The sequence below is a fragment of the Botrimarina colliarenosi genome, from assembly GCF_007859955.1.
GTDB classification, from domain to species: domain Bacteria; phylum Planctomycetota; class Planctomycetia; order Pirellulales; family Lacipirellulaceae; genus Botrimarina; species Botrimarina colliarenosi.
Map to the genome: position 1 here is coordinate 175,536 of NZ_SJPR01000001.1, position 18,180 is coordinate 193,715.

The 18,180-nt window shown below is 65.3% G+C and carries 14 protein-coding genes; 7 read left to right on the forward strand and 7 right to left on the reverse strand.

Features of this window, described 5'->3' with window-relative positions; translation table 11 throughout:
- Positions 1-29 precede the first annotated feature (29 nt).
- Positions 30-617, reverse strand: coding sequence for a redoxin family protein (locus Pla108_RS00670; protein ID WP_146441487.1), 588 nt, complete (start codon positions 615-617; stop codon positions 30-32).
- A 184-nt stretch (positions 618-801) separates the two neighbouring features.
- On the opposite strand from Pla108_RS00670, the gene hisD reads away from it, so the two are divergent.
- The 3 genes from hisD to Pla108_RS21720 all read left to right on the forward strand — a co-directional run bounded on the left by hisD (position 802) and on the right by Pla108_RS21720 (position 4,931).
- Positions 802-2,172 (forward strand): histidinol dehydrogenase, encoded by a 1,371-nt coding sequence (gene hisD, locus Pla108_RS00675; RefSeq protein ID WP_146441489.1) that lies wholly within the window; start codon positions 802-804, stop codon positions 2,170-2,172.
- Positions 2,173-2,350: 178 nt separating this feature from the next.
- Positions 2,351-3,412 carry a histidinol-phosphate transaminase gene (gene hisC / locus Pla108_RS00680; protein ID WP_146441490.1) on the forward strand — a complete coding sequence of 354 codons (1,062 nt, stop codon included), beginning with the start codon at positions 2,351-2,353 and terminating at the stop codon, positions 3,410-3,412.
- A 262-nt stretch (positions 3,413-3,674) separates the two neighbouring features.
- Positions 3,675-4,931 (forward strand): hypothetical protein, encoded by a 1,257-nt coding sequence (locus Pla108_RS21720; RefSeq protein ID WP_231934230.1) that lies wholly within the window; start codon positions 3,675-3,677, stop codon positions 4,929-4,931.
- Positions 4,932-5,010: 79 nt separating this feature from the next.
- Here Pla108_RS21720 and Pla108_RS00690 read toward each other — a convergent pair whose 3' ends face one another.
- Positions 5,011-5,586 (reverse strand): DNA-3-methyladenine glycosylase I, encoded by a 576-nt coding sequence (locus Pla108_RS00690; protein WP_146441492.1) that lies wholly within the window; start codon positions 5,584-5,586, stop codon positions 5,011-5,013.
- Between the two features lie 66 nt (positions 5,587-5,652).
- Here Pla108_RS00690 and mnmG point away from each other — a divergent pair, with 66 nt between their 5' ends.
- From mnmG to Pla108_RS00710, 4 genes are all read left to right on the forward strand, one after another.
- On the forward strand, positions 5,653-7,557 hold the full coding sequence (gene mnmG / locus Pla108_RS00695) for a tRNA uridine-5-carboxymethylaminomethyl(34) synthesis enzyme MnmG (RefSeq protein ID WP_146441494.1): 1,905 nt from the start codon (positions 5,653-5,655) through the stop codon (positions 7,555-7,557).
- Positions 7,558-8,119: 562 nt separating this feature from the next.
- Positions 8,120-8,701: a response regulator gene (locus tag Pla108_RS00700; RefSeq protein ID WP_146441496.1), complete on the forward strand. Its 582-nt coding sequence runs from the start codon at positions 8,120-8,122 to the stop codon at positions 8,699-8,701.
- Positions 8,702-8,836: 135 nt separating this feature from the next.
- A complete protein-coding gene (locus tag Pla108_RS00705) occupies positions 8,837-9,559 on the forward strand; it encodes a sensor histidine kinase (protein ID WP_146441498.1) in 723 nt (240 codons plus the stop codon).
- 9 nt (positions 9,560-9,568) lie between these two features.
- Positions 9,569-10,270: a phosphorylase family protein gene (locus Pla108_RS00710; RefSeq protein ID WP_146441500.1), complete on the forward strand. Its 702-nt coding sequence runs from the start codon at positions 9,569-9,571 to the stop codon at positions 10,268-10,270.
- 30 nt (positions 10,271-10,300) lie between these two features.
- Here Pla108_RS00710 and Pla108_RS00715 read toward each other — a convergent pair whose 3' ends face one another.
- The 5 genes from Pla108_RS00715 to Pla108_RS00735 form a co-directional block, all read right to left on the reverse strand.
- Positions 10,301-11,161 (reverse strand): CheR family methyltransferase, encoded by an 861-nt coding sequence (locus Pla108_RS00715; RefSeq protein ID WP_146441502.1) that lies wholly within the window; start codon positions 11,159-11,161, stop codon positions 10,301-10,303.
- Positions 11,158-12,249, reverse strand: a complete 1,092-nt coding sequence (locus Pla108_RS00720) for a protein-glutamate methylesterase/protein-glutamine glutaminase (RefSeq protein WP_146441504.1) — start codon at positions 12,247-12,249, stop codon at positions 11,158-11,160. The genes Pla108_RS00715 and Pla108_RS00720 overlap by 4 nt, the downstream gene beginning before the upstream one ends.
- Before the next feature lie 94 nt (positions 12,250-12,343).
- A complete protein-coding gene (locus tag Pla108_RS00725) occupies positions 12,344-14,692 on the reverse strand; it encodes a methyl-accepting chemotaxis protein (protein WP_146441506.1) in 2,349 nt (782 codons plus the stop codon).
- Positions 14,693-14,777: 85 nt separating this feature from the next.
- Positions 14,778-15,245 carry a chemotaxis protein CheW gene (locus tag Pla108_RS00730; RefSeq protein ID WP_146441507.1) on the reverse strand — a complete coding sequence of 156 codons (468 nt, stop codon included), beginning with the start codon at positions 15,243-15,245 and terminating at the stop codon, positions 14,778-14,780.
- Positions 15,242-18,040 carry a hybrid sensor histidine kinase/response regulator gene (locus Pla108_RS00735; protein ID WP_197526113.1) on the reverse strand — a complete coding sequence of 933 codons (2,799 nt, stop codon included), beginning with the start codon at positions 18,038-18,040 and terminating at the stop codon, positions 15,242-15,244. The genes Pla108_RS00730 and Pla108_RS00735 overlap by 4 nt, the downstream gene beginning before the upstream one ends.
- Positions 18,041-18,180 lie beyond the last annotated feature (140 nt).

Consider the following 18,180-nt stretch of genomic DNA (forward strand, 5'->3'; position numbering starts at 1 on the left):
CCGATCTTAATCGATCGGCCCCCAAAAAATCACTTGGTCAATGCCGCCAGGGCGCCCTTGGCGTTGACGCGACCGCCGTGGCCGTCGCTCACCTCGGCGAAGGTGATCTTGCCGTCCTCGACGATGTAGGTCGCCGGATAGGCAGTCTCGTTCGGGGCGTCCCAGCGGAGGCCGTAGGCGTCCACCAGGTCAAAATTCGGGTCGAGCAGCATCGTGACCCCCTTGGGGAGTTTCTTACGCTTCATGTCCTTCATGGCGCCGGTCAGAAACTCGTCCGCATGGCCATCAAGGCCCGCCGCGTCGCCCGGGTAGACCATGACGACGTTCGCTTCCGCGTCGGCGAACTTCTTCGACTGACGCAGGAAATCGGTCGCTTGCTTCGAGCAGATGCCGCACTGATAGCCAGGGTAGCCGCGGAGGACGACCAGGACGGTTTTCCCCTCGTCGAAAGTCTCGGCCAGATCGACCGGCTCGCCCGCTGTGCTGACCAGCGAGAGGGTGGGCGCCTCGTCGCCGACGGCGGGGCGGGTTGCTGTCTCGGTCTGGGCGACGGCCGAAGCAGCCAGCAGCAGGCCGGCGGCCAGTGCGAACGTAGCGGAGCGGAGCGGGGTCATCATGGCGAGAGTTCGGGGGTTCAGTGAATGAAGCGGGGGGCGGTGAAACAGCGGCCTCGTCAGCGGTACCGGTAGCGTACGGGCCGCCCGCTCCTTACGCACCGGTTCGGCCAATGGTTGTGTGAGACGCCGCACGCTCCCCCCACCACTGTGGCGAGCCCGGCCGGGCCGTTAATCTGGAGGGTCTATGACAAGCTCCGCCACCCGACCGCTGGCCATCGCCCGGATCGACGCCCGCCAACCCGGCAGCCAGGCCGCCATCGATGAGCTGCGCCGCAAGCTAGCGCCCGAGGGGAACGTCGTCTCCGAGGCGGGCCGGCGGAAGACGATCGAGGTCTTCGGCGAGCCACTCTCCCCGGTTGAGGTCGTTGAGCGGATTTGCGACGACGTCCGCCAGCGTGGCCTCGAAGCGGTGCTCGAGTACACCGCCAAGCTGGACGGCGCCGAGCTGACGGCCGACACATTCCGGGTCTCGGCGGACGACTTGGCGGCGGCTCACCGGGCGGCGGATCCCGACTTCCTAGCGATGATCCGCCGGATTCGGGAACGACTCATGCGGTTTCAGACGGCGATCTTGCACAAGGACGTCCGCGTCGAGATCGAGGGGGGCGGCTCGCTCCGGCAGCGTTACCTGCCGTTGAACCGCGCCGGGCTGTGCGTCCCCGGCGGCGCCGCGGCGTACCCTTCGACGGTGCTCATGACGGCGATCCCTGCGCAGGCGGCCGGCGTGCCCGAACTCGCCGTCGTCGCGCCGCCAACCAAGTTCGGCAGCTACAACACCGACCTGCTGGCGACCTGCCACGAGTTGGGAGTCACCGAGGTCTATCGGATGGGGGGCGCCCAGGCTGTCGCCGCGCTGGCCTATGGCTGCCAAGGCGTGCCGAAAGTCGACAAGATTGTCGGCCCCGGCAACCTGTTCGTCGCGCTGGCGAAGCGGCGTGTCTTCGGCGAGGTCGGGATCGACTCGATCGCCGGGCCGAGCGAAGTGATCGTCGTCGCCGACGCCTCGACGCCGCCCGCCTTCACGGCCGCCGACCTGATCGCACAAGCCGAGCACTCGCCGGGGTCCGCCGTGCTGCTTACTTGGCACGAGCCGTTGATCGAGGCGGTCGTCGCCGAGCTCGAAAAGCAACTCGCCACGCTGTCGCGCAGCGACCTGACGCGGCAGTCGCTCGAATCGTTCGGCGCGCTGATCACGGTGCGCGACCGCGACCACGCCGCCGCCCTTTGCGACGAGCTGGCGACCGAGCACCTGCACCTAGCTTGCGAAGACCCCGAGGCGATGCTCGCCCAGGTCCGTTGCGCCGGCGCGGTGTTCCTCGGCCCGCACTCGCCGGTGCCGGTTGGTGATTACTCGGCGGGCCCGTCGCACGTGCTGCCGACCGGCGCGACGGCGCGGTTCGCCAACGGGTTGTCGAGCAACGACTTCCTCCGCTCGAACAGCGTGATCGCCTTCACCGCCGAGACGCTCGCCGAGCAGGGCGACGACATCGTCCGCCTCGCCAAGGTCGAAGGTCTCACCGGCCACGCCCGCACCGTGACGATTCGTAGGGAATAGGCGCCGATGCTATTCGTCTGCAACCAACGAGTCGTTCTGTAGGAGGCGTCTCCGACGCCGATTCGTGTCTCTTGGCGGTAACGGTATATGGTGCGTGAAATCGGCGTCAGAGACGCCTCCTACAAGATCTAGCTCCAGCTTCATCCCCGTTTATATGCGTTCATCAGTGGCAAACTAAATGTTCCGTGAAGCGATCGAGCAGATGAGCGGCTATGTCCCCGGCGAGCAGCCGCGTGGGATGAAGCTCGTAAAGCTCAACACCAATGAGAATCCCTACCCGCCTTCGCCGAAGGTGGTAGCCGCCATTCAAGCCGCTGCCGAAGAAGGGCTGCAGCGCTACCCCGACCCGTCGGCATCGGCGTTCAGGAACCGCGCCGCCGAGGTGCTCTCCGCTCACAACGCGGAGATCACGCCCGACTGGATCCTTTGCGGCAACGGCAGCGACGACATCCTCACCATCGCCACCCGGGCGTTTGTCGATCAAGGCCGTGCGGTGCGCTATCCGTGGCCGACCTACTCACTCTACAAGACGCTCGCCGAGATCCAGGGGGTCCGTCACGAGGCGGTCCCCTGTGAGCCCGATTGGTCGGTCGGCTTCGAGCTGACCGCGCCGTCGGACGACGTGCGGCTGGTCTACCTGGCGAACCCCAACAGCCCCAGCGGCACGCTGCTCGAGCCGGGCGAGGTCGCGGCGATCGCCGACACGCTCGACTGCCCGCTCTTGGTGGACGAGGCGTACGTCGACTTCGCCGAGACCAATTGCCTCGACCTGGTGCGGACCAACGAGCGGGTGCTCGTCAGCCGCACGCTTAGCAAGAGCTACGGCTTGGCCGGGTTGCGGTTCGGCTACTTAGTCGCCCAGCCTCACGTGATCGAGCAGTTGGCGAAGGTTAAGGACAGCTACAACTGCGACACGCTCTCCATCGCCGGCGCCACCGCCGCGATCGATGACCAGGCGTGGCTTGCTGACAACGTGACGAAGGTCGTCGCCGAGCGTCAGCGTCTCGACGCGGGCCTCCTCGCCGCGGGCTTCGACACGGTTGACTCGCGCGCCAACTTTGTCTGGGCGACCCATCCCACCGGCCAGCACGAGGCCATCTACCAGAACCTCAAAGCGGAGGGGGTCTTGGTGCGGCTGATCCGCCACCCGGGGTGGAGCGGCGGCGACGATGGACTCCGGGTTTCGGTCGGCACGCCGGCCCAGACCGACACCTTGCTCGCGCTGCTAGCGACGCTGTGAGATGAAAACCCCCCTCCCTTCTAGGGAGGGGCTAGGGGAGGGTGAACCCCGTTCAGGACAAGACGACTTGCCTGTGCTGAATGCCTCGACCCTCCCCCAACCCCTCCCTGAAAGGGAGGGGGACAAGCGACCGTGGCCGCGAGTCTTCCGTGCGTGCCGAAAATGCGTGTCGTAACGGTCGCCCGCACGCCGATAGTTCGTGCGGGGAGGGCCTGCGCCCGCTCACGCCGAGCGACGTATTGGCCCCGAGGGGGGAATTCGAATGGCCCATCGGCCAGCTAACACTTGTCGGTTGTTCGGCGTCGCCTTGGCGGCGTGGGGAAGTCTGCTGCTTGGCGACCTCCCTGCGCAAGAGCCTGCGATGATCGGCTCGCCAACGCTGTTGCCTCTCGACGCCGGCTCGGCCGCGTACCCGGACGGGTCGTTCGGCGAGCAGCTCTCGGCCGCTGCCCAGGGGGGCGACGGACCCGTTGGGGGGCCGAAGCACCGTCCCGGCGCCGGCCGACGCGATAGCTGGCTCGTTGGCCCCCACTGGCGGGCGACCGTCGATGGCGTGCTGCTCTTCCGTGAGGGCGCGAATCTCGATGCGATCCTCGCCGAGGTCGATCCGATCGCTCCGCAATCAACCTTGCCGCCGCTCGAGTTCCTCAACGACTTCGACCACGCCGCCGGCGTGCGGTTGCTGCTCACCAGCGAGTTCCCGCAATGCGCGGGCTACGAGTTGCAGATCGGCTACGTCGGCGTCGAGAAGTGGCTGGCCAACGCCTACTGGGAAGAAGAAACGATTCCCGCCGCGTCGCTGCCGCTGAGCGACATCGATGTCCAGCAGCGGCGGCAGCTGACCTACGACTCGTCGCTCCATTCGTTGGAGGTCAACTTTCAACGCCTCACCGACGGGTATCTCAAGCCGTTCGCCGGCGTGCGGTATCTGTCCCTTGATGAGTCGGTCGCCGACACGAACCGGCAGTTCACGAACGTGATCCTCGGCGACCCGGTTGATGTTGGCGACACGCTCTCGTCGGCGATTGCGCAGCAACGCCAATTGGCGGAGATCGAGAACAACCTGATCGGTTTCCAATCGGGACTGCGGCTCGATATGTGGCGCCCGACACGGCGGCTGCACCTGTCGGGTTTCGTCTCGGCGGGGGTGTATTGCAACATCCTGGATCGCAATCGGGTCTCCCAGGACTCGATATCGATCACCACGAAGGAACGCGTCGACGTGCCCGCCACCGGCACCACGCCCGCCACGACGCAGGTTAATACGACGACGAACTCGCTCGACACCACCAGCGTGACGGCCGCCGACGGCACCCGCATCGCCTTCACCGGCGAGGCTGCCCTTGCCGCCACCTGGAAGCTGAGCAGCACGACCGCCCTCCGCGGTGGCTACCAGGTGCTGTTCCTCGACGGCATCGAACTCGCCGAGAATCTTTGGACGGCGCCGCCACCGATCACGCCGCAGAGCGACGAGCTCTTCCTGCACGGTTGGTTCGCGGGCCTCGAGTATCGCCGCTGACGCAGCGTTGAGGCGTGAGACTTGAGGCCTGAGGGTTGTTGCGCCGTCCTCAAAGGGTGTGCAGCGCAACCCTCACGCCTCAAGTCTCAAGCCTCACTTCCGCACAGCGGAAGCACCCCACCAGGTGATCGTTCACCAACCCCGCCGCCTGCATGAAGGCGTAGCAGGTGGTTGGTCCGACGAAACGGAAGCCGCGGCGTTTCAGTTCTTTGCTCATCGCCTTTGAGGTGGGCGTCTCGGCCGGCAGGTCTTCCATCCGGCGCCAGCGGTTCTGCAGCGGCTCGCCCCCGACGAACGACCACAGCAGCCCGGCCAGCGACTCCTCGCCCTCCTGGACAGCCAGCACGGCTCGGGCGTTGCTGACGGTCGATTCGATCTTGCCCCGGTGCCGGACGATCGAGGCGTCGAGCACCAATTTGTCGATCCGCGTCGCCGTGTAGCGGGCGACTTTGGCGGGGTCGAACTCAGAGAAAGCCCGACGGTAGCCGTCTCGCTTGTTGAGGATCGTGCTCCACGAGAGCCCCGCCTGGGCGCCCTCGAGCGTGAGCATCTCAAACAGCCGCTGGTCGTCCCAGACGGGGACGCCCCACTCGGTGTCGTGGTAGTCGCGTTCGGCGTCAGAGGCCTCAGCCCAGGGGCAGCGTTTCGATGACATGCTGGGAATCGTAATCGCTCATTCGCCCGTAGTCTCCCGTCCGTCGGGCGAATACCTTGGAGGGCTATGACCGAGGTGACTTACGACTACGACGTCGTCGTCATCGGGGCCGGCCACGCCGGGACCGAAGCGGCGCTCGCCGCTGCGCGGATGGGCGCCCGCACGGCGTTGCTCACGACCAACCTCGACACCGTCGGCCAGATGAGCTGCAACCCGGCCATCGGCGGCGTCGGCAAGGGCCAAATCGTCCGCGAGATCGACGCCCTCGGCGGCGCCATGGGCCGGGCGATTGACGCCACGGGCCTCCAGTTTCGGATGCTCAATTGCCGCAAAGGCCCGGCGATGCACAGCCCCCGCGCCCAGGCCGACAAACGCCTCTACCAAGCCGAGATCAAACGGATCGTCGAAGAGCAAGAGAACCTTGAGCTCCGTCAGGAAGGGGTGGAAGAACTGTTGGTGAGAGAAGGGGACCGAGAGACCGAACCTCCCCTCGTCCCTGGCCCCTCGTCCCCGATCCCTTCGATTGCCGGCGTCCGTGTCCGAGGCGGTGCGACCTATCGGGCGCCCACCGTCGTCCTCACGACGGGCACCTTCCTTCAAGCCTTGATGCACACCGGCGAGGCGAAGACCGCTGGCGGGCGGGCCGGCGAAGGGACCTCGGCGGGCATTAGCGGGGCGCTGCACCGATTGGGGATCCGGCTCGAACGCTTCAAGACCGGCACGCCGCCGCGGCTCAACGGACGCACCATCGACTACACCGCCTGCGATTTGCAGCCGGGCGACGACGCCCCCCAGCCGTTCTCGTTTCTGACCGATGAGCTGACGCAATCGCAGCTCCCTTGCCACGTCACCTACACCACGCCGGCGGTTCACGACCTCATCCGCGCCAATCTCGAGCGGGCGCCGATGTATAGCGGGCAGATCAACTCCAGCGGCCCCCGCTACTGCCCCTCGATCGAGGACAAGGTGGTCCGTTTCGCCGACAAACAGCAGCACCAGCTGTTCCTCGAGCCCGAGGGGCGCAACACACGCGAGGTCTACGTCAACGGTGTATCGACCAGCCTGCCGCGTGACGTACAGGACGCCATGTTCCGGCTGATCCCCGGCTGCGAGCGGGCTCAGATTATGCGTTACGGCTACGCGGTCGAGTACGACTACGCGCCACCCGACCAGTTGCAGCCGACACTCGAGTCGAAGCGAGTCGCCGGGCTCTTCTTCGCCGGGCAGATCAACGGCACGACCGGCTACGAGGAAGCGGGCGCCCAGGGCCTCGTCGCCGGCGCCAACGCGGCGTTAAAGGTGGCCGACCGCGAGCCGCTCGTGCTGGGTCGTGACGAGGCGTACATCGGCGTCTTGATCGACGACCTCGTGACGTGTGGCGTCGACGAGCCGTACCGGATGTTCACCAGCCGGGCCGAGTACCGACTGCTGCTGCGGCAAGACAACGCCGACCGCCGGCTGACGCCGCTAGCCGCGAGGTGTGGGCTGGCGTCGGCCCAGCGCGAAGCGCGGCTGCGGGCGAAGCTCGGGCAAGTCGATCGGGTCGCCCATTTGTTGGAAACTGTCCGCTACCAAGGGCGCTCACTCAGCGAACAACTCAGGCGGCCCGAAGTGGACTGGACCGCGGCCCTGGCGATGGCCCCAGCCGAAGCCGCCGCGGAGCTTGCCGGCGCACCCGCTGACGCCGTTGAGCAAGCGATCATCGACGCCCGGTACGTTGGCTACGTCGCCCGCCAACAGACCGAGGTCGATCGCCAGCGGCGGCTGGCGGAAAAGCGGATCCCCGCGACGTTCGACTACGCCCGCATCACACACCTGCGGCACGAGGCGCGCGAGAAGCTGGCGCGGGTCCAGCCGACGAATCTCGCGCAAGCGAGTCGCATCAGTGGCGTGACGCCGGCGGACATCACGCTGCTGATGGCGCACCTCGGAGGCGGGCGGCGGCGATCGACGGCGGACCCCTCGGTCTAGCGTCGCTCACGGCGCCGAGTTGCCGCGCCTTGCAGTTTCTCCTTGCGTTCTAGCCTAAGTGCTTTTTCAGCAACTGCTTACGTCGATTGTTCTTCTGTTGACGCACGCGGCAGGCCCCTTATAATCCGGCGGCAAGGGCAAGCAGGGTAACCTTGGCGAAAGCGGGTGATGCCGCGTTCTGCAGGGTACACGGGGCTTTGCGTTGCAAATGACGTTTGCAAGGTCGCGAGAGTTTGCAAAGCTACGGGAAGAGGGGGCCCGGCGGGGCATCCTCTGACTGGCTGGTTTGGGAGGTTAGCGTCGGGTGGCGAGGGTCTCGAAGAGACGCGAGCACTCACGACGACAACTGAGGACCCAGACCCAGTCAACCAAAGCCAATTGGCGACGCCGCTAGGCGATACCACATGGAGGGTCAGGTGACCCTCCGACGGCACGACAACGAAACTGAGCGTGGACGGAGCCGCTAGGCCCCGGCTTCTCCCCCAAGGATTGGGAGACGTCCGGCAGCCGAACCGCCCGCCTCGACGCACAACCATCAACTAGGGAGAGGGGTGGTTCGTCCATGAAAACCGTCTTTACGACCGGCGAAGCCGCGAAGATCTGCAAGGTGAGCCAGCAGACAATCATCCGCTGCTTCGACTCGGGTCAGCTCAAGGGCTTCCGGGTCCCCGGCAGCCGCTTCCGCCGCATCCCGCGCGACCAGCTGTACTCGTTCATGCGGGACAACGGCATCCCGACCGACGCCCTCGATAGCGGGCGCCGCAAGCTGCTGATTGTCGACGACGACGTCGATCTGGTCGATCTGCTGGTGGACCACTTCGAGCGGGACGGCCGCTTCGACATCCGCAGCGTCAACAACGGCTTCGGCGCCGGGATGCAGATCAAAGAGTTCCGCCCCGATCTGGTGGTGCTCGACGTCATGCTGCCGGACATCAACGGCATGGAAGTCTGCCAGTTGGTGCGGAGCGACAAGTCGATGGACGACGTCAAGATCATCTGCATCAGCGGCATGGTCGAAGAGGACCGTATCCAGAAGCTGCGTTCCGCTGGCGCGGACGACTTCATGAAGAAGCCTTTCGACGTCGACGCCTTGATGGCGCGGGTCTGCCAGCTTCTGGAAGTTGAACCCGCCTCCGCAGGCTGACGGCCTCGGCGACACATTGCTCACCTGTGGGAGGCTTCTCCAGAAGCCGATTAAGCGATCCATGCCCTAGCGCAATGGACGCCGACATCGGCTTCTGGAGAAGCCTCCCACAAGTCATTCAAGGGGGGGTCATTGTTGGAACCGCCGCAGCCGATTTCTGACGAGTTGCGTCGTTGGTTCGCCGACGAGCTTCGCCGCGCCAAGCTCGACGCGATGAAAGAGCTCGCCTACGGAGCGAGCCACGAGATCAATAACCCTTTGGCGAACATCGCGCTGCGCGCCCAGACGCTACTCAAGCGGGAAGACGACCCCGACAAGCGGAAGGCCTTCGAGGCGATGCACCGCGCCGCGATGCGGGCGCACGAGATGATCTCCGATCTGATGCTGTTCGCTCGGCCGCCGCAGCTCGTGAAAGGATCGATTGATCTCCGAGAGGTGGTCCGGACCGTCTTGGAAGAGCTGAGCCCCAGGGCGGTTGCGTCCGAAACGGCGTTGTCGGCGCAGACGGCGGGCGAGCCCGTCGTGATCGACGCCGACGCGGAGCAGCTGGCGGTCGCCATCCGCGCCGTGGCGGAGAACAGCCTCGACGCGTTGGGGCGGGGGGGGGAAGTCGTCTTGTCGGTGACCTCGTCGAGCGACGCGGCGACCGTCCGCGTCGTCGACAACGGTCCCGGCGTGCCGGCCGAGATCGCCCCGCACGTGTTCGACCCGTTTTTCAGCGGCCGCGAAGCGGGGCGTGGCTTGGGTTTCGGGCTCTCGAAGTGCTGGCGGATCGTCACCGACCACGGCGGCGACGTACGCCTCGATAGCCCGCCGGGCGCGGGCGTGGCCGTGACGATCACGCTGCCGCGGGGCTAGCATAGCGGCATGGCCGACAACGAACGCTGCGACGTCGCGGTCTGGGACGTGAGCGGCGGTTTACTGGGCGAGACGCGGCGGCAGCTGCGTAACACCCTGCGCCGTGACGGGCCGCGTATCGCTATCGAGACCGGCGACTGGTTGCAGAAGCGAATCGCCATCGCCTGGCCGCAACGCGCGATCGCCAGTCATGCCCCTTCGATCGCCGAGGCGCTGGCCGCGTTGGTCGCCGCCCACCGTCCCGAGCGGTTGGTCGTTGTTGGGCCGGCGACCGCGATCGATCGGTCCCTCGCCGTCGGCAGCGTCCTGATCGCCGACGAGGTTGTGTCGTCGCATGGCGCCGAGCGACTCACGCTGCCGGCGATAGCGACGGCCGATCTCCCAAGCGGCGTGGTCGGTGTCGGCCAACTTGCTGTCGCCGAGACCGGCGCCCGCGTCACGACCGACTGGGCCGGTGTCGCCGCCGAAGCGATCACCGACCTTGGCGTCGACGCCGTCCTGGTCACGGTGGTTACGGCTCGGGCGAACGGAGTCCTGGCCGAACCGCCGCGGTCGCGACGGCCCACCGCGTCGCGCCAGGCGGGCCGCTTGCTTGGAAAGCTCTTCAAAGGCGACTGGAGCATGCACTCAAACGACGCCGCGTCATCGGCAGTCGCCGGAGCGATCCGAGCCCTGCTCGGGTCGCCGCATCGCGACTCCCCGAGTCGATAGACGGTGAGCCGACGAAGGCCGACTCGGCGGTTAGTTTCCCGAACGCTGGAGCGTCGCGACGCCGTTGCAGCCATTGGGCTGGTAGCAGACGGCGCGGCAGTGTTGTTTCGGCGCCCAGCTGGGGCCGAGGTCCATCAGCGACTCACCCGAGCCGGTGAAGAGCCAGCCCCCGCGGTTGAGCGTCTGCCCCAGCCGCAGGAACAGCGACTTGCGGTCGGGCGGTGTGAAGTAAATCGCCACGTTGCGGCAGAAGATAACGTCGAACGATCCGACATTGGTGAAAGGCTTCAGCAAGTTGCGGACCTCAAAGCGGCAGCGCCGTTTCAAGACGTCGTTGACGGCCCAGCCGCCGGCGCTCTTCACAAAGTAGGCTCCACGGTAGCGCTGGTCGAGGCCACGATTAACTTCCATATCGTTGTAGACGCCCCGCTGGGCCGCGGCGACGGCGGCCGGTGAGATGTCGGTGCCGTAGATCTGCAGGTCCCACTTCTCGAAATCGGGAACGACGTCCGCAAACGCCATCGCGATGCTGTAAGCCTCTTGGCCCGTGCTGCACGCGGCGGACCAGATTCGGAACTTCTTTGGAAAGAGCGACCCTGACTTCGCGTCGATCAACTCGGGGAGGATCTTGAACCGCAGGGCGTCGAACGGCGTTGAGTCACGGAACCACAGCGTCTCGTTGGTGGTGATCGCATCCACCACCTCAGTTTTCAATCGCGCGTCTAACCGAACCTTGCGGGCAAAGTCGGCGTAGTTCGCGCAGCCCGCCTTCGTGACAAGCTTCGAGAGTCGACCCTCGATCAGGTAGTCCTTGCTGTTGTCGAGATAAATCCCGCACAGTTCGTTGACGAGGTCGCAGACGGCGTCGATATCCGTTTGTGTCGGTTTCATTGGAGAACCCTTCCGGCGGCGGCCGCGATGAGGTGGTCGGCGACCCGGTTGAGCGGGAGGACCTCGTCGGCGAAGCCTCCGTCAACCACCGCCTTGGGCATGCCGTAAACGACGCAGCTGGGCTCGTCTTGAGCGAACACGACGCCGCCCGATGCTTTGATCAGTTTCGAGCCGAGGCAGCCGTCATCGCCCATTCCGGTGAGGACGACGCCCAGCACGCGCGCCCCGTAATTGCTGGCGACCGATCGGAACAAGAAGTCAGCCGATGGTTTGCAATTGCGCTCGGGGGGGTCGTCCGTCAGTTGGATGACAGGGCCCGACGCGAGCTTGGCGACCCGCATCTGGCGTCCGCCCGGGGCGATCACGATCTCACCGGCGCGGAGCGGCTGGCCTTGGGTCGCCTCGGAGACCCGGAGCTGGCAGCGACGGTTGAGGTCTTCCGCCAGGCTCTTGGTGAACATCGGCGGCATGTGCTGCACCACGACGATCGGCGCCGGGAAGTTCGCCGGCAGCTTCGGAAGCACTTGGTTGAGGGCCTGCGGTCCGCCGGTTGAAACGCCAATCGCGACGATCTCTGGCCGCAGGTTCGGCAGCCGAGGCCTCGCCGGCGCCGGCCGCACCGGAGCCTTCAGGCGTTGGCTCGGCGCGCCAGGGGTCGTCGACGCCGGGGCCGCGATGCGACGCAGCCGGACGGCTTGGACTTTCGGCAAGAGGTCGCGTCGGAGCTGCAAGATGCTCTCGTCGAGGGAGTTGGTGGTCGGTTTCAAGATGAAGTCGAAAGCGCCCAGGCTGAGGGCTTCGGTGGTCGTCTTGGCGCCGCGGGCGGTGAACGCGCTGACCATGATCGCCGCGACGTCAATCCCCAGGTCCTGGAGCTTACGGAGGACCCCGATCCCATCGAGGCGGGGCATTTCGAGGTCAAGGGTTACAAGATCAGGACGCAGAGCGGCGATCTGTTCTACCGCGCGCTCGCCGTCGGTCGCGGAGCCAACGACTTCCACGCTGGGGATCGCCGCGAGAACGTCGCGGACAATCTTGCGGTACAACGCGGAGTCGTCGACGACCAGGCACTTCAGTGGTCGAGACATGAGAGGCGTTCGTCTAAGGAGCAGTCTCAGGAAGAGAGGGCCGCGTCGGACGGCTTGGCGCCGGCCGACACTTTTCTCCTGGCTTGAGAAATAATTACAGTCGGAATTGCGAGACCATGCCGTTCAGCTCGGTCGCAAGCCGGGCGACTTCGACGCCAGCAGCCTTCGTGTCCGAAGCCGCGATGGCGGTCTGCCGCGCCCCTTGATCGACGCCGGTCATGTTCTCCGTGATCCCACGGCTGGAGGTGGCCGTGTTGCTGACGCCCGTCACGACCACGTCGGTCGCCGAGGCGGCCTGCGAGACGTTCTGGGAGATCTCGCGGGTGGTGATGCTCTGCTCTTCCACCGCCGCGGCAATGGTCCGGGCGACGTCGTTCACGTTGGTAATGACCGCCGTGATCTCACGGATCGACTCGACGGCGTCGCCGGTCGAACTCTGGATCCCTTCGATCCGCTTGCGGATGTCGTCGGTCGCCGAAGCGGTCTGCTTCGCCAGGTCCTTGACCTCCGAGGCGACCACCGCGAAGCCCTTACCGGCTTCACCGGCGCGGGCCGCTTCGATCGTGGCGTTCAGGGCCAGCAGATTCGTCTGCTCGGCGATATCCTGGATCACTTCGATGACCTTGCCGATCTCGTCGGCCGCCAGGCCGAGACCGCCGACACGCTCGTTGCTCACCTCGGCGAGCCGGGCGGCGCGGTCGGCGACGTTCGCCGACTGCTCGGCGTTGCGGGCGATCTCATTGATCGTCGAAGTCATCTCTTCCGTCGCCGCGGCGACCGATCGGACGTTGGCCGACATCTGCTCGCTCGTCTTGGAGATCTCCGTGACGCTGAGCGTCATCTGCTCGGCAGCGCTGGAGACCTTGGACGATTGCTGACCGGTCTGCTCCGCCCCGGCGGCAAGATTTGACGCCGTCATCGACAGCTGCTCGGAGGCGCCCGACAGCGACGTGCTGGTCAACGACACCTGTTGCATGATCTTCTGGATCCGCTCAATGAAGACGTTGAACCAGCCGGCGAGTTCCCCCAATTCGTCCTTCGAGGTGGCGTCGACGCGGCGGGTGAGGTCGGCCTCGCCCTCGGCGATCCCTTGGACGCGGCTGACCAGCGAGTTGATCGGACCGCAGACCGACCGGGCGATCCACCAAGCGAGCGCGAGCACCGTGACGACGGCGCCAACGAGCGTCGCGAGACTGGTCCACAGCAGACCCGAGGCGATCGATCCCGCGGTTGCTTCCATCGAAGCGACCGCTTCGAACGCTTCCTCGGTGTCCATCTTTGAGAGCATCGCCCAACGCGTGTTGAGCAGATCGACAGGACCATAGGCGGTAAGCGTCTCGGCCCCGCGATAGTCTTCGACCACGTCGGCGCCCGACTGCCCCTTGAGGGCGGCCTGAACCTCGGCGGTCGCGATCTTACCGGTGTCGCCGCTACGGAAGGAGGCGTCGAGGCTGTGCGTCTCGGGCTTCAGGAAGGAGTCGCTACGCATTTTGTAGTCGCCGCCGACGAGGACCGCTTCGCCGGTTTCGCCAAGGCCTTCACGGAAGGCCATCATTTCTTTGATCCGATCGACCGGCATCTGGAAACAGAGCACTCCGATCCGCTCGTCGCCGTCGAAGACGGGGGTCGCAATAAAGCTAGCGGGCGCCTCGTAGGAGGGGCCGTACTGAGCGAAATCCACCAGGGCGACCTCGCCCTGAGCGAGCGACTTGGCTTGGCGGTAGGCGTCGGCAAAGTTCGAGTCGGCGTAGGGGCCGTCCTTCAGCGAAGTGGTGTAGTCAAGTTCCTTGAACACCGAGTAGACGACATCCCCCGATTCGTTGTCGATCAAGAAAATATCGTAGTACCCGAACTTGTCGAGGTAGCTGCGGATGACAGGGTGCACCACGGCGTGGAGTTTGCCGTAGTCGGTCTCCTCGTCGGCCGTATCGAGCAGATGCTTCGATCCGAGGGGGTTGGCGTTGGCGCGGATGTAAGCGTGCTGCAGAGCAATCGACTGGTCGTCGAGCTGGCTCAGCCACTCTTCGAACTCCGGTTGCCGGCCGCCGTTCTTAGCGGCGTACTCAGCCGCGAATTCTTTCTCGTAGTACTCGCGTAGTTCAGCGCGGAGCGAGTCGATCGACGCGCCATCCACCAGCGCTTGCTTGCTGTAGTCGGCGAAGAAACCGGGCAGGTGCCGCATCGCTTCGACGACCATCCGGTCTTCCGCGAAAGTGACCGCCTGGTCGCGGATGCGTCCGAAGTAGTCCTCGACCTGCTGCGTCTTGAGTCCTCGCTGCTGCTCGAGTAGTGCGACGGCTCGCGATCGGATGTTGCTCGCCGCCTGGTCACGCAGATCAGTCAGGCCGCTCTGCGACGACTTGTAGCTAACGGCGCCGGCGACCACCAGAGGCAGAACGCCACACGCTAAGAATCCGAGAGTTAATCGTGTGCTGATCTTCATGGCGGATTGCCTTGAATAGGTTGGGCTAGCCAACGCCTCTAAGCGGCGAACTGGCGGCTTTTCAGGGGAGGGGGGCAAAGGGGGGCTAGTCGCGGTCGGCGAGCACTTGTTCGACGTCGAGCAGCACGCAAATCGTGTCCTGGAGTGCGTGGACGCCCAAGAAGAACTTGCCGTCGATCCCGTCGACGTTCGACGGCGAATCGCTGATCTGGTCGGGGCGGATCGTCAGGATGTCGGAGATCCGGTCGACCATCAGGCCGATCGCTTCTCCCTGCGAGTGCACAATCAAGTTGCGGGTGTCGCGGTCCTGCTCCGCGGGAGGCAGGCCGAGGACCGTGCGGAGGTCGATCACAGTCGCGACCTCGCCACGCAGGTTGATCACGCCGCGGACATGCCCCGGCGCATTGGGCACGGGGGTGATGTCGAGCTGCCGGTTGATCTCTTGGACCAGTCGGATGTCGACTCCCAGGAGCACCTCGCCGACGTAGAACGTCGAGAACTGCACTTGGTCGCTGGAGATCAGGTTGTCTTTGGTGGTCGTAGTGGCGTTCATGCGTAGCTCCCTGCGGTGCGGCCTTGCTGGGCTTGGCCGGCAAAGTTCTGGACGGCGGTCAGCAGCTTGTCACGGTCCATCTTGATCTGGTAATCATCGATACCGACTTCCATGCCGTGCTGGACGTCGGCGGAGCCGGCCAGCGAGGTCAGAGCGATCACCGGGATCGAAGAGAACCGCGGGTCGTTCTTTACCCGGTGGCAAAGCTCGAAGCCGTTCATGTTCGGCATCTCGATGTCGGTGACGATCACGTCGTAGGAATGGTTCTCGGCGTCGAGGTCTTCCCAGGCGAGTTTGCCGTCCTCGAAGTCCGCGACGCGGTACCCCTTCTCCTCGAAAATCTTCTTCACCTGCGTGCGGAAGAATCCGGAGTCTTCCGCCAACAGGATCATCGGCGGCAGCGACTCTTCGTTGAGCTCCGGCTCAGAATCAGCGGAGAACCACTCGGGGTGCGACATCTGCGTCAGCTCGAAAAGGTCGAGCAGACGGACCGTCTTCTCGTTAGTGACGAGCGACCCGATGACGCCCGGCTCACGGAACGTGACGGTGTCGACGACGGTCGGCACTTCGCGGATGTCTTCCAGCTCGGGGGCGATAAGCCCCACCTCGCGTCCACGGACGTCGTAGACGACCACGTACGCGCTCTCGGCGAAGTCGCCGGGACTGGCCGAAATGCACGACTCAAGCCGCATGAGAGGCAGCGTCGTATCGCGGTACTGCAACACCTCCTGACCGGCGACCGAATCGAGCTGGTCGACAGGCACCCGCTCGATGCGAGCGATGATGTCCATCGGGATGGCGAAGTTGTCTACCTGGTTGTTCTTGAAGAACAGCATCGACTGGCGGTCTTCCTTGTCGGCCGCCGAAGTGGTCGCGTCGGCGCCCTTCTCGCGAAGCTCCTCGTCGCTGCGTAGGTTGAGGTCGCCGGCGATCCCCGCAATGTCGAGGATCAACGCGACATGACCGTCGCCGAGGATCGTGGCGCCGGCGAGCTTGCGGCAATTCTTGTAGTGACGACCGAGCGGCTTGACGACGATCTCCTCGGAGTCGTGCAGGGCCTCGACAACCAGCCCGAAGCGGGTCTGCCCGGTGTCGACAACGATGACGTTGGTGGCGCCGGTGGCGTTCCCTTGCACCGGCCCTTCTGCCGGCCCGCAGCCGAGCTTCTCACGCAGACGCACCAGCGGCAGCAGTTGACCGCGGAGGCGGAGCACCTCGGCGTTCTTGACCCGTCCCAGCTTGGTGCTGCGTTCGCTGTCGCGGACCCGCACCAGCTCGGCGATATTGACCTGAGGAATCGCGAAGCGATCACAGCCGACTTGGACGATCAGCGAAGGGATGATCGCCAGCGTCAACGGCAACGTCACAACGATGTTCGATCCCTTGCCGACCTCGGACTCGACGTCGACCGTCCCGCCCAGTTTGGCGATGTTCGTGCGGACGACGTCCATTCCGACGCCGCGGCCCGAGACGTCGGTCACCTCGGCGGCGGTCGAGAAGCCCGGCGCGAAGATCAACCGGAGCGCCTCGCGGTCGTTCATCGATTCCGCTTGCTCGGGGGTAATGACCCCCTTCTGAACGGCCTTGGCCTTGAGCTTCTCGGGGTCGATGCCACCGCCGTCGTCACGGATCTCAATCCGCACCTTGCCGGCTTGGTAGCACGCCTTCAGCTTGATCGTTCCCTTGGCGGGCTTACCGGCGGCGGTTCGTACCTCGGGCAGCTCGATGCCGTGGTCGCACGAGTTGCGGACCAGGTGCGTGAGCGGGTCGCCAATCGCCTCGACAATCGTCTTGTCGACCTCGACCTCTTTGCCCTCGATTTCGAGGTCGCACTGCTTGCCGAGCTTGCTGGAGAGGTCGCGAACAACTCGCGGGAAGCGGCTGAACACGGTGCCGATCTGCTGCATCCGCGTCTGCATGATCGCCTCTTGCAGCTCGCTAGTGATCTGGTCCAAGCGAGCCGAGATCGCCTCGAGGCCGGTCTTCTCTTCGGTCGAGACGGCCTGCAACAGCTGGTTGCGGCTGAGCACCAACTCGCCCGCCAGGTTCATCAGGCTGTCGAGCACGTTGACCGCGACGCGGATCTGCGCCTCGGGCGTCGATTTGGCCGCTGCGTCCTTGGCGTCTGCCTCGGGGGCCGGCGCCGCTGCGGGCTTGGTCTCAGCCTTCGGCTCGATCGCCTTCGAAGCGGCGGGCGTCGTCTCTGCCGGCTTGGCTGCGGCTGCGGCCTTCGCCGCCTTCTTCTCGGCTAGTTTGGCGTTAATGGCGGCCTCGAGTTCTTCGTCGGAGGGAACCCCTGTCGGGGCAGCCGGCGCGGGAGTCAACTCGGCGGCCGGCTCGGTTTCAGCAAGTGTTGACGGGCTCGATTCGGCGTGGACGGCCTCCTCGCTGACCGGTTCGTTGCCGATCTCCATCGCGGCGGCGGCGATCCGCTCCAGCGCGGTGATATGGGCGCCGACATCGACGCCGTTCGAGTTCTCGACGTCCTCGATCAGGCCCTTCAAGGCGTCGGCCCCCTTGAGCATGTCGTCAACGATGGCCGACGTCGGCGTCAGCTCTTCGTTGCGCATCATGTTCAGGACGTTCTCGAGGTTGTGCGCGAGGTCATTGACCGTTCGCAATCCCAAGAATCCCGCGGCGCCCTTGATCGAGTGGATCGCCCGGAACACTTCGTTGACGAGGTTCACGTCAATGTTGGGAGCCGCCTCCTCGATCGCGAGAAACTGGTTCTCGATATCCGCGAGGTGTTCGTTGGCTTCGACGACAAAGTCGGCGAGCAGTTCGTTATCTTCCATGGGGGTCTCCTGGATCGATCCAGCGGACTCGGAGGGCGGTCGAATGCTGCGACCGAAAGGCCGCCGCATAGCTACATGACTTCAGTTCGCAAAACGTAAGTCACAATCAGCGGCCTACCCCTCGTTGGTGGCAAGCCGAC

Bases quoted from the DNA above. Each gene is read 5' to 3' on its own strand.
- hisD (WP_146441489.1), top strand. From the start codon at position 802: ATGACAAGCTCCGCCACCCGACCGCTGGCCATCGCCCGGATCGACGCC.
- Pla108_RS00720 (WP_146441504.1), bottom strand. From the start codon at position 12,249: ATGTCTCGACCACTGAAGTGCCTGGTCGTCGACGACTCCGCGTTGTAC.
- Pla108_RS00710 (WP_146441500.1), top strand. From the start codon at position 9,569: ATGGCCGACAACGAACGCTGCGACGTCGCGGTCTGGGACGTGAGCGGC.
- Pla108_RS00700 (WP_146441496.1), top strand. From the start codon at position 8,120: ATGAAAACCGTCTTTACGACCGGCGAAGCCGCGAAGATCTGCAAGGTG.
- Pla108_RS00670 (WP_146441487.1), bottom strand. From the start codon at position 617: ATGATGACCCCGCTCCGCTCCGCTACGTTCGCACTGGCCGCCGGCCTG.
- Pla108_RS00730 (WP_146441507.1), bottom strand. From the start codon at position 15,245: ATGAACGCCACTACGACCACCAAAGACAACCTGATCTCCAGCGACCAA.
- Pla108_RS21720 (WP_231934230.1), top strand. From the start codon at position 3,675: ATGGCCCATCGGCCAGCTAACACTTGTCGGTTGTTCGGCGTCGCCTTG.
- Pla108_RS00690 (WP_146441492.1), bottom strand. From the start codon at position 5,586: ATGTCATCGAAACGCTGCCCCTGGGCTGAGGCCTCTGACGCCGAACGC.
- hisC (WP_146441490.1), top strand. From the start codon at position 2,351: ATGTTCCGTGAAGCGATCGAGCAGATGAGCGGCTATGTCCCCGGCGAG.
- Pla108_RS00735 (WP_197526113.1), bottom strand. From the start codon at position 18,040: ATGGAAGATAACGAACTGCTCGCCGACTTTGTCGTCGAAGCCAACGAA.
- mnmG (WP_146441494.1), top strand. From the start codon at position 5,653: ATGACCGAGGTGACTTACGACTACGACGTCGTCGTCATCGGGGCCGGC.
- Pla108_RS00725 (WP_146441506.1), bottom strand. From the start codon at position 14,692: ATGAAGATCAGCACACGATTAACTCTCGGATTCTTAGCGTGTGGCGTT.
- Pla108_RS00715 (WP_146441502.1), bottom strand. From the start codon at position 11,161: ATGAAACCGACACAAACGGATATCGACGCCGTCTGCGACCTCGTCAAC.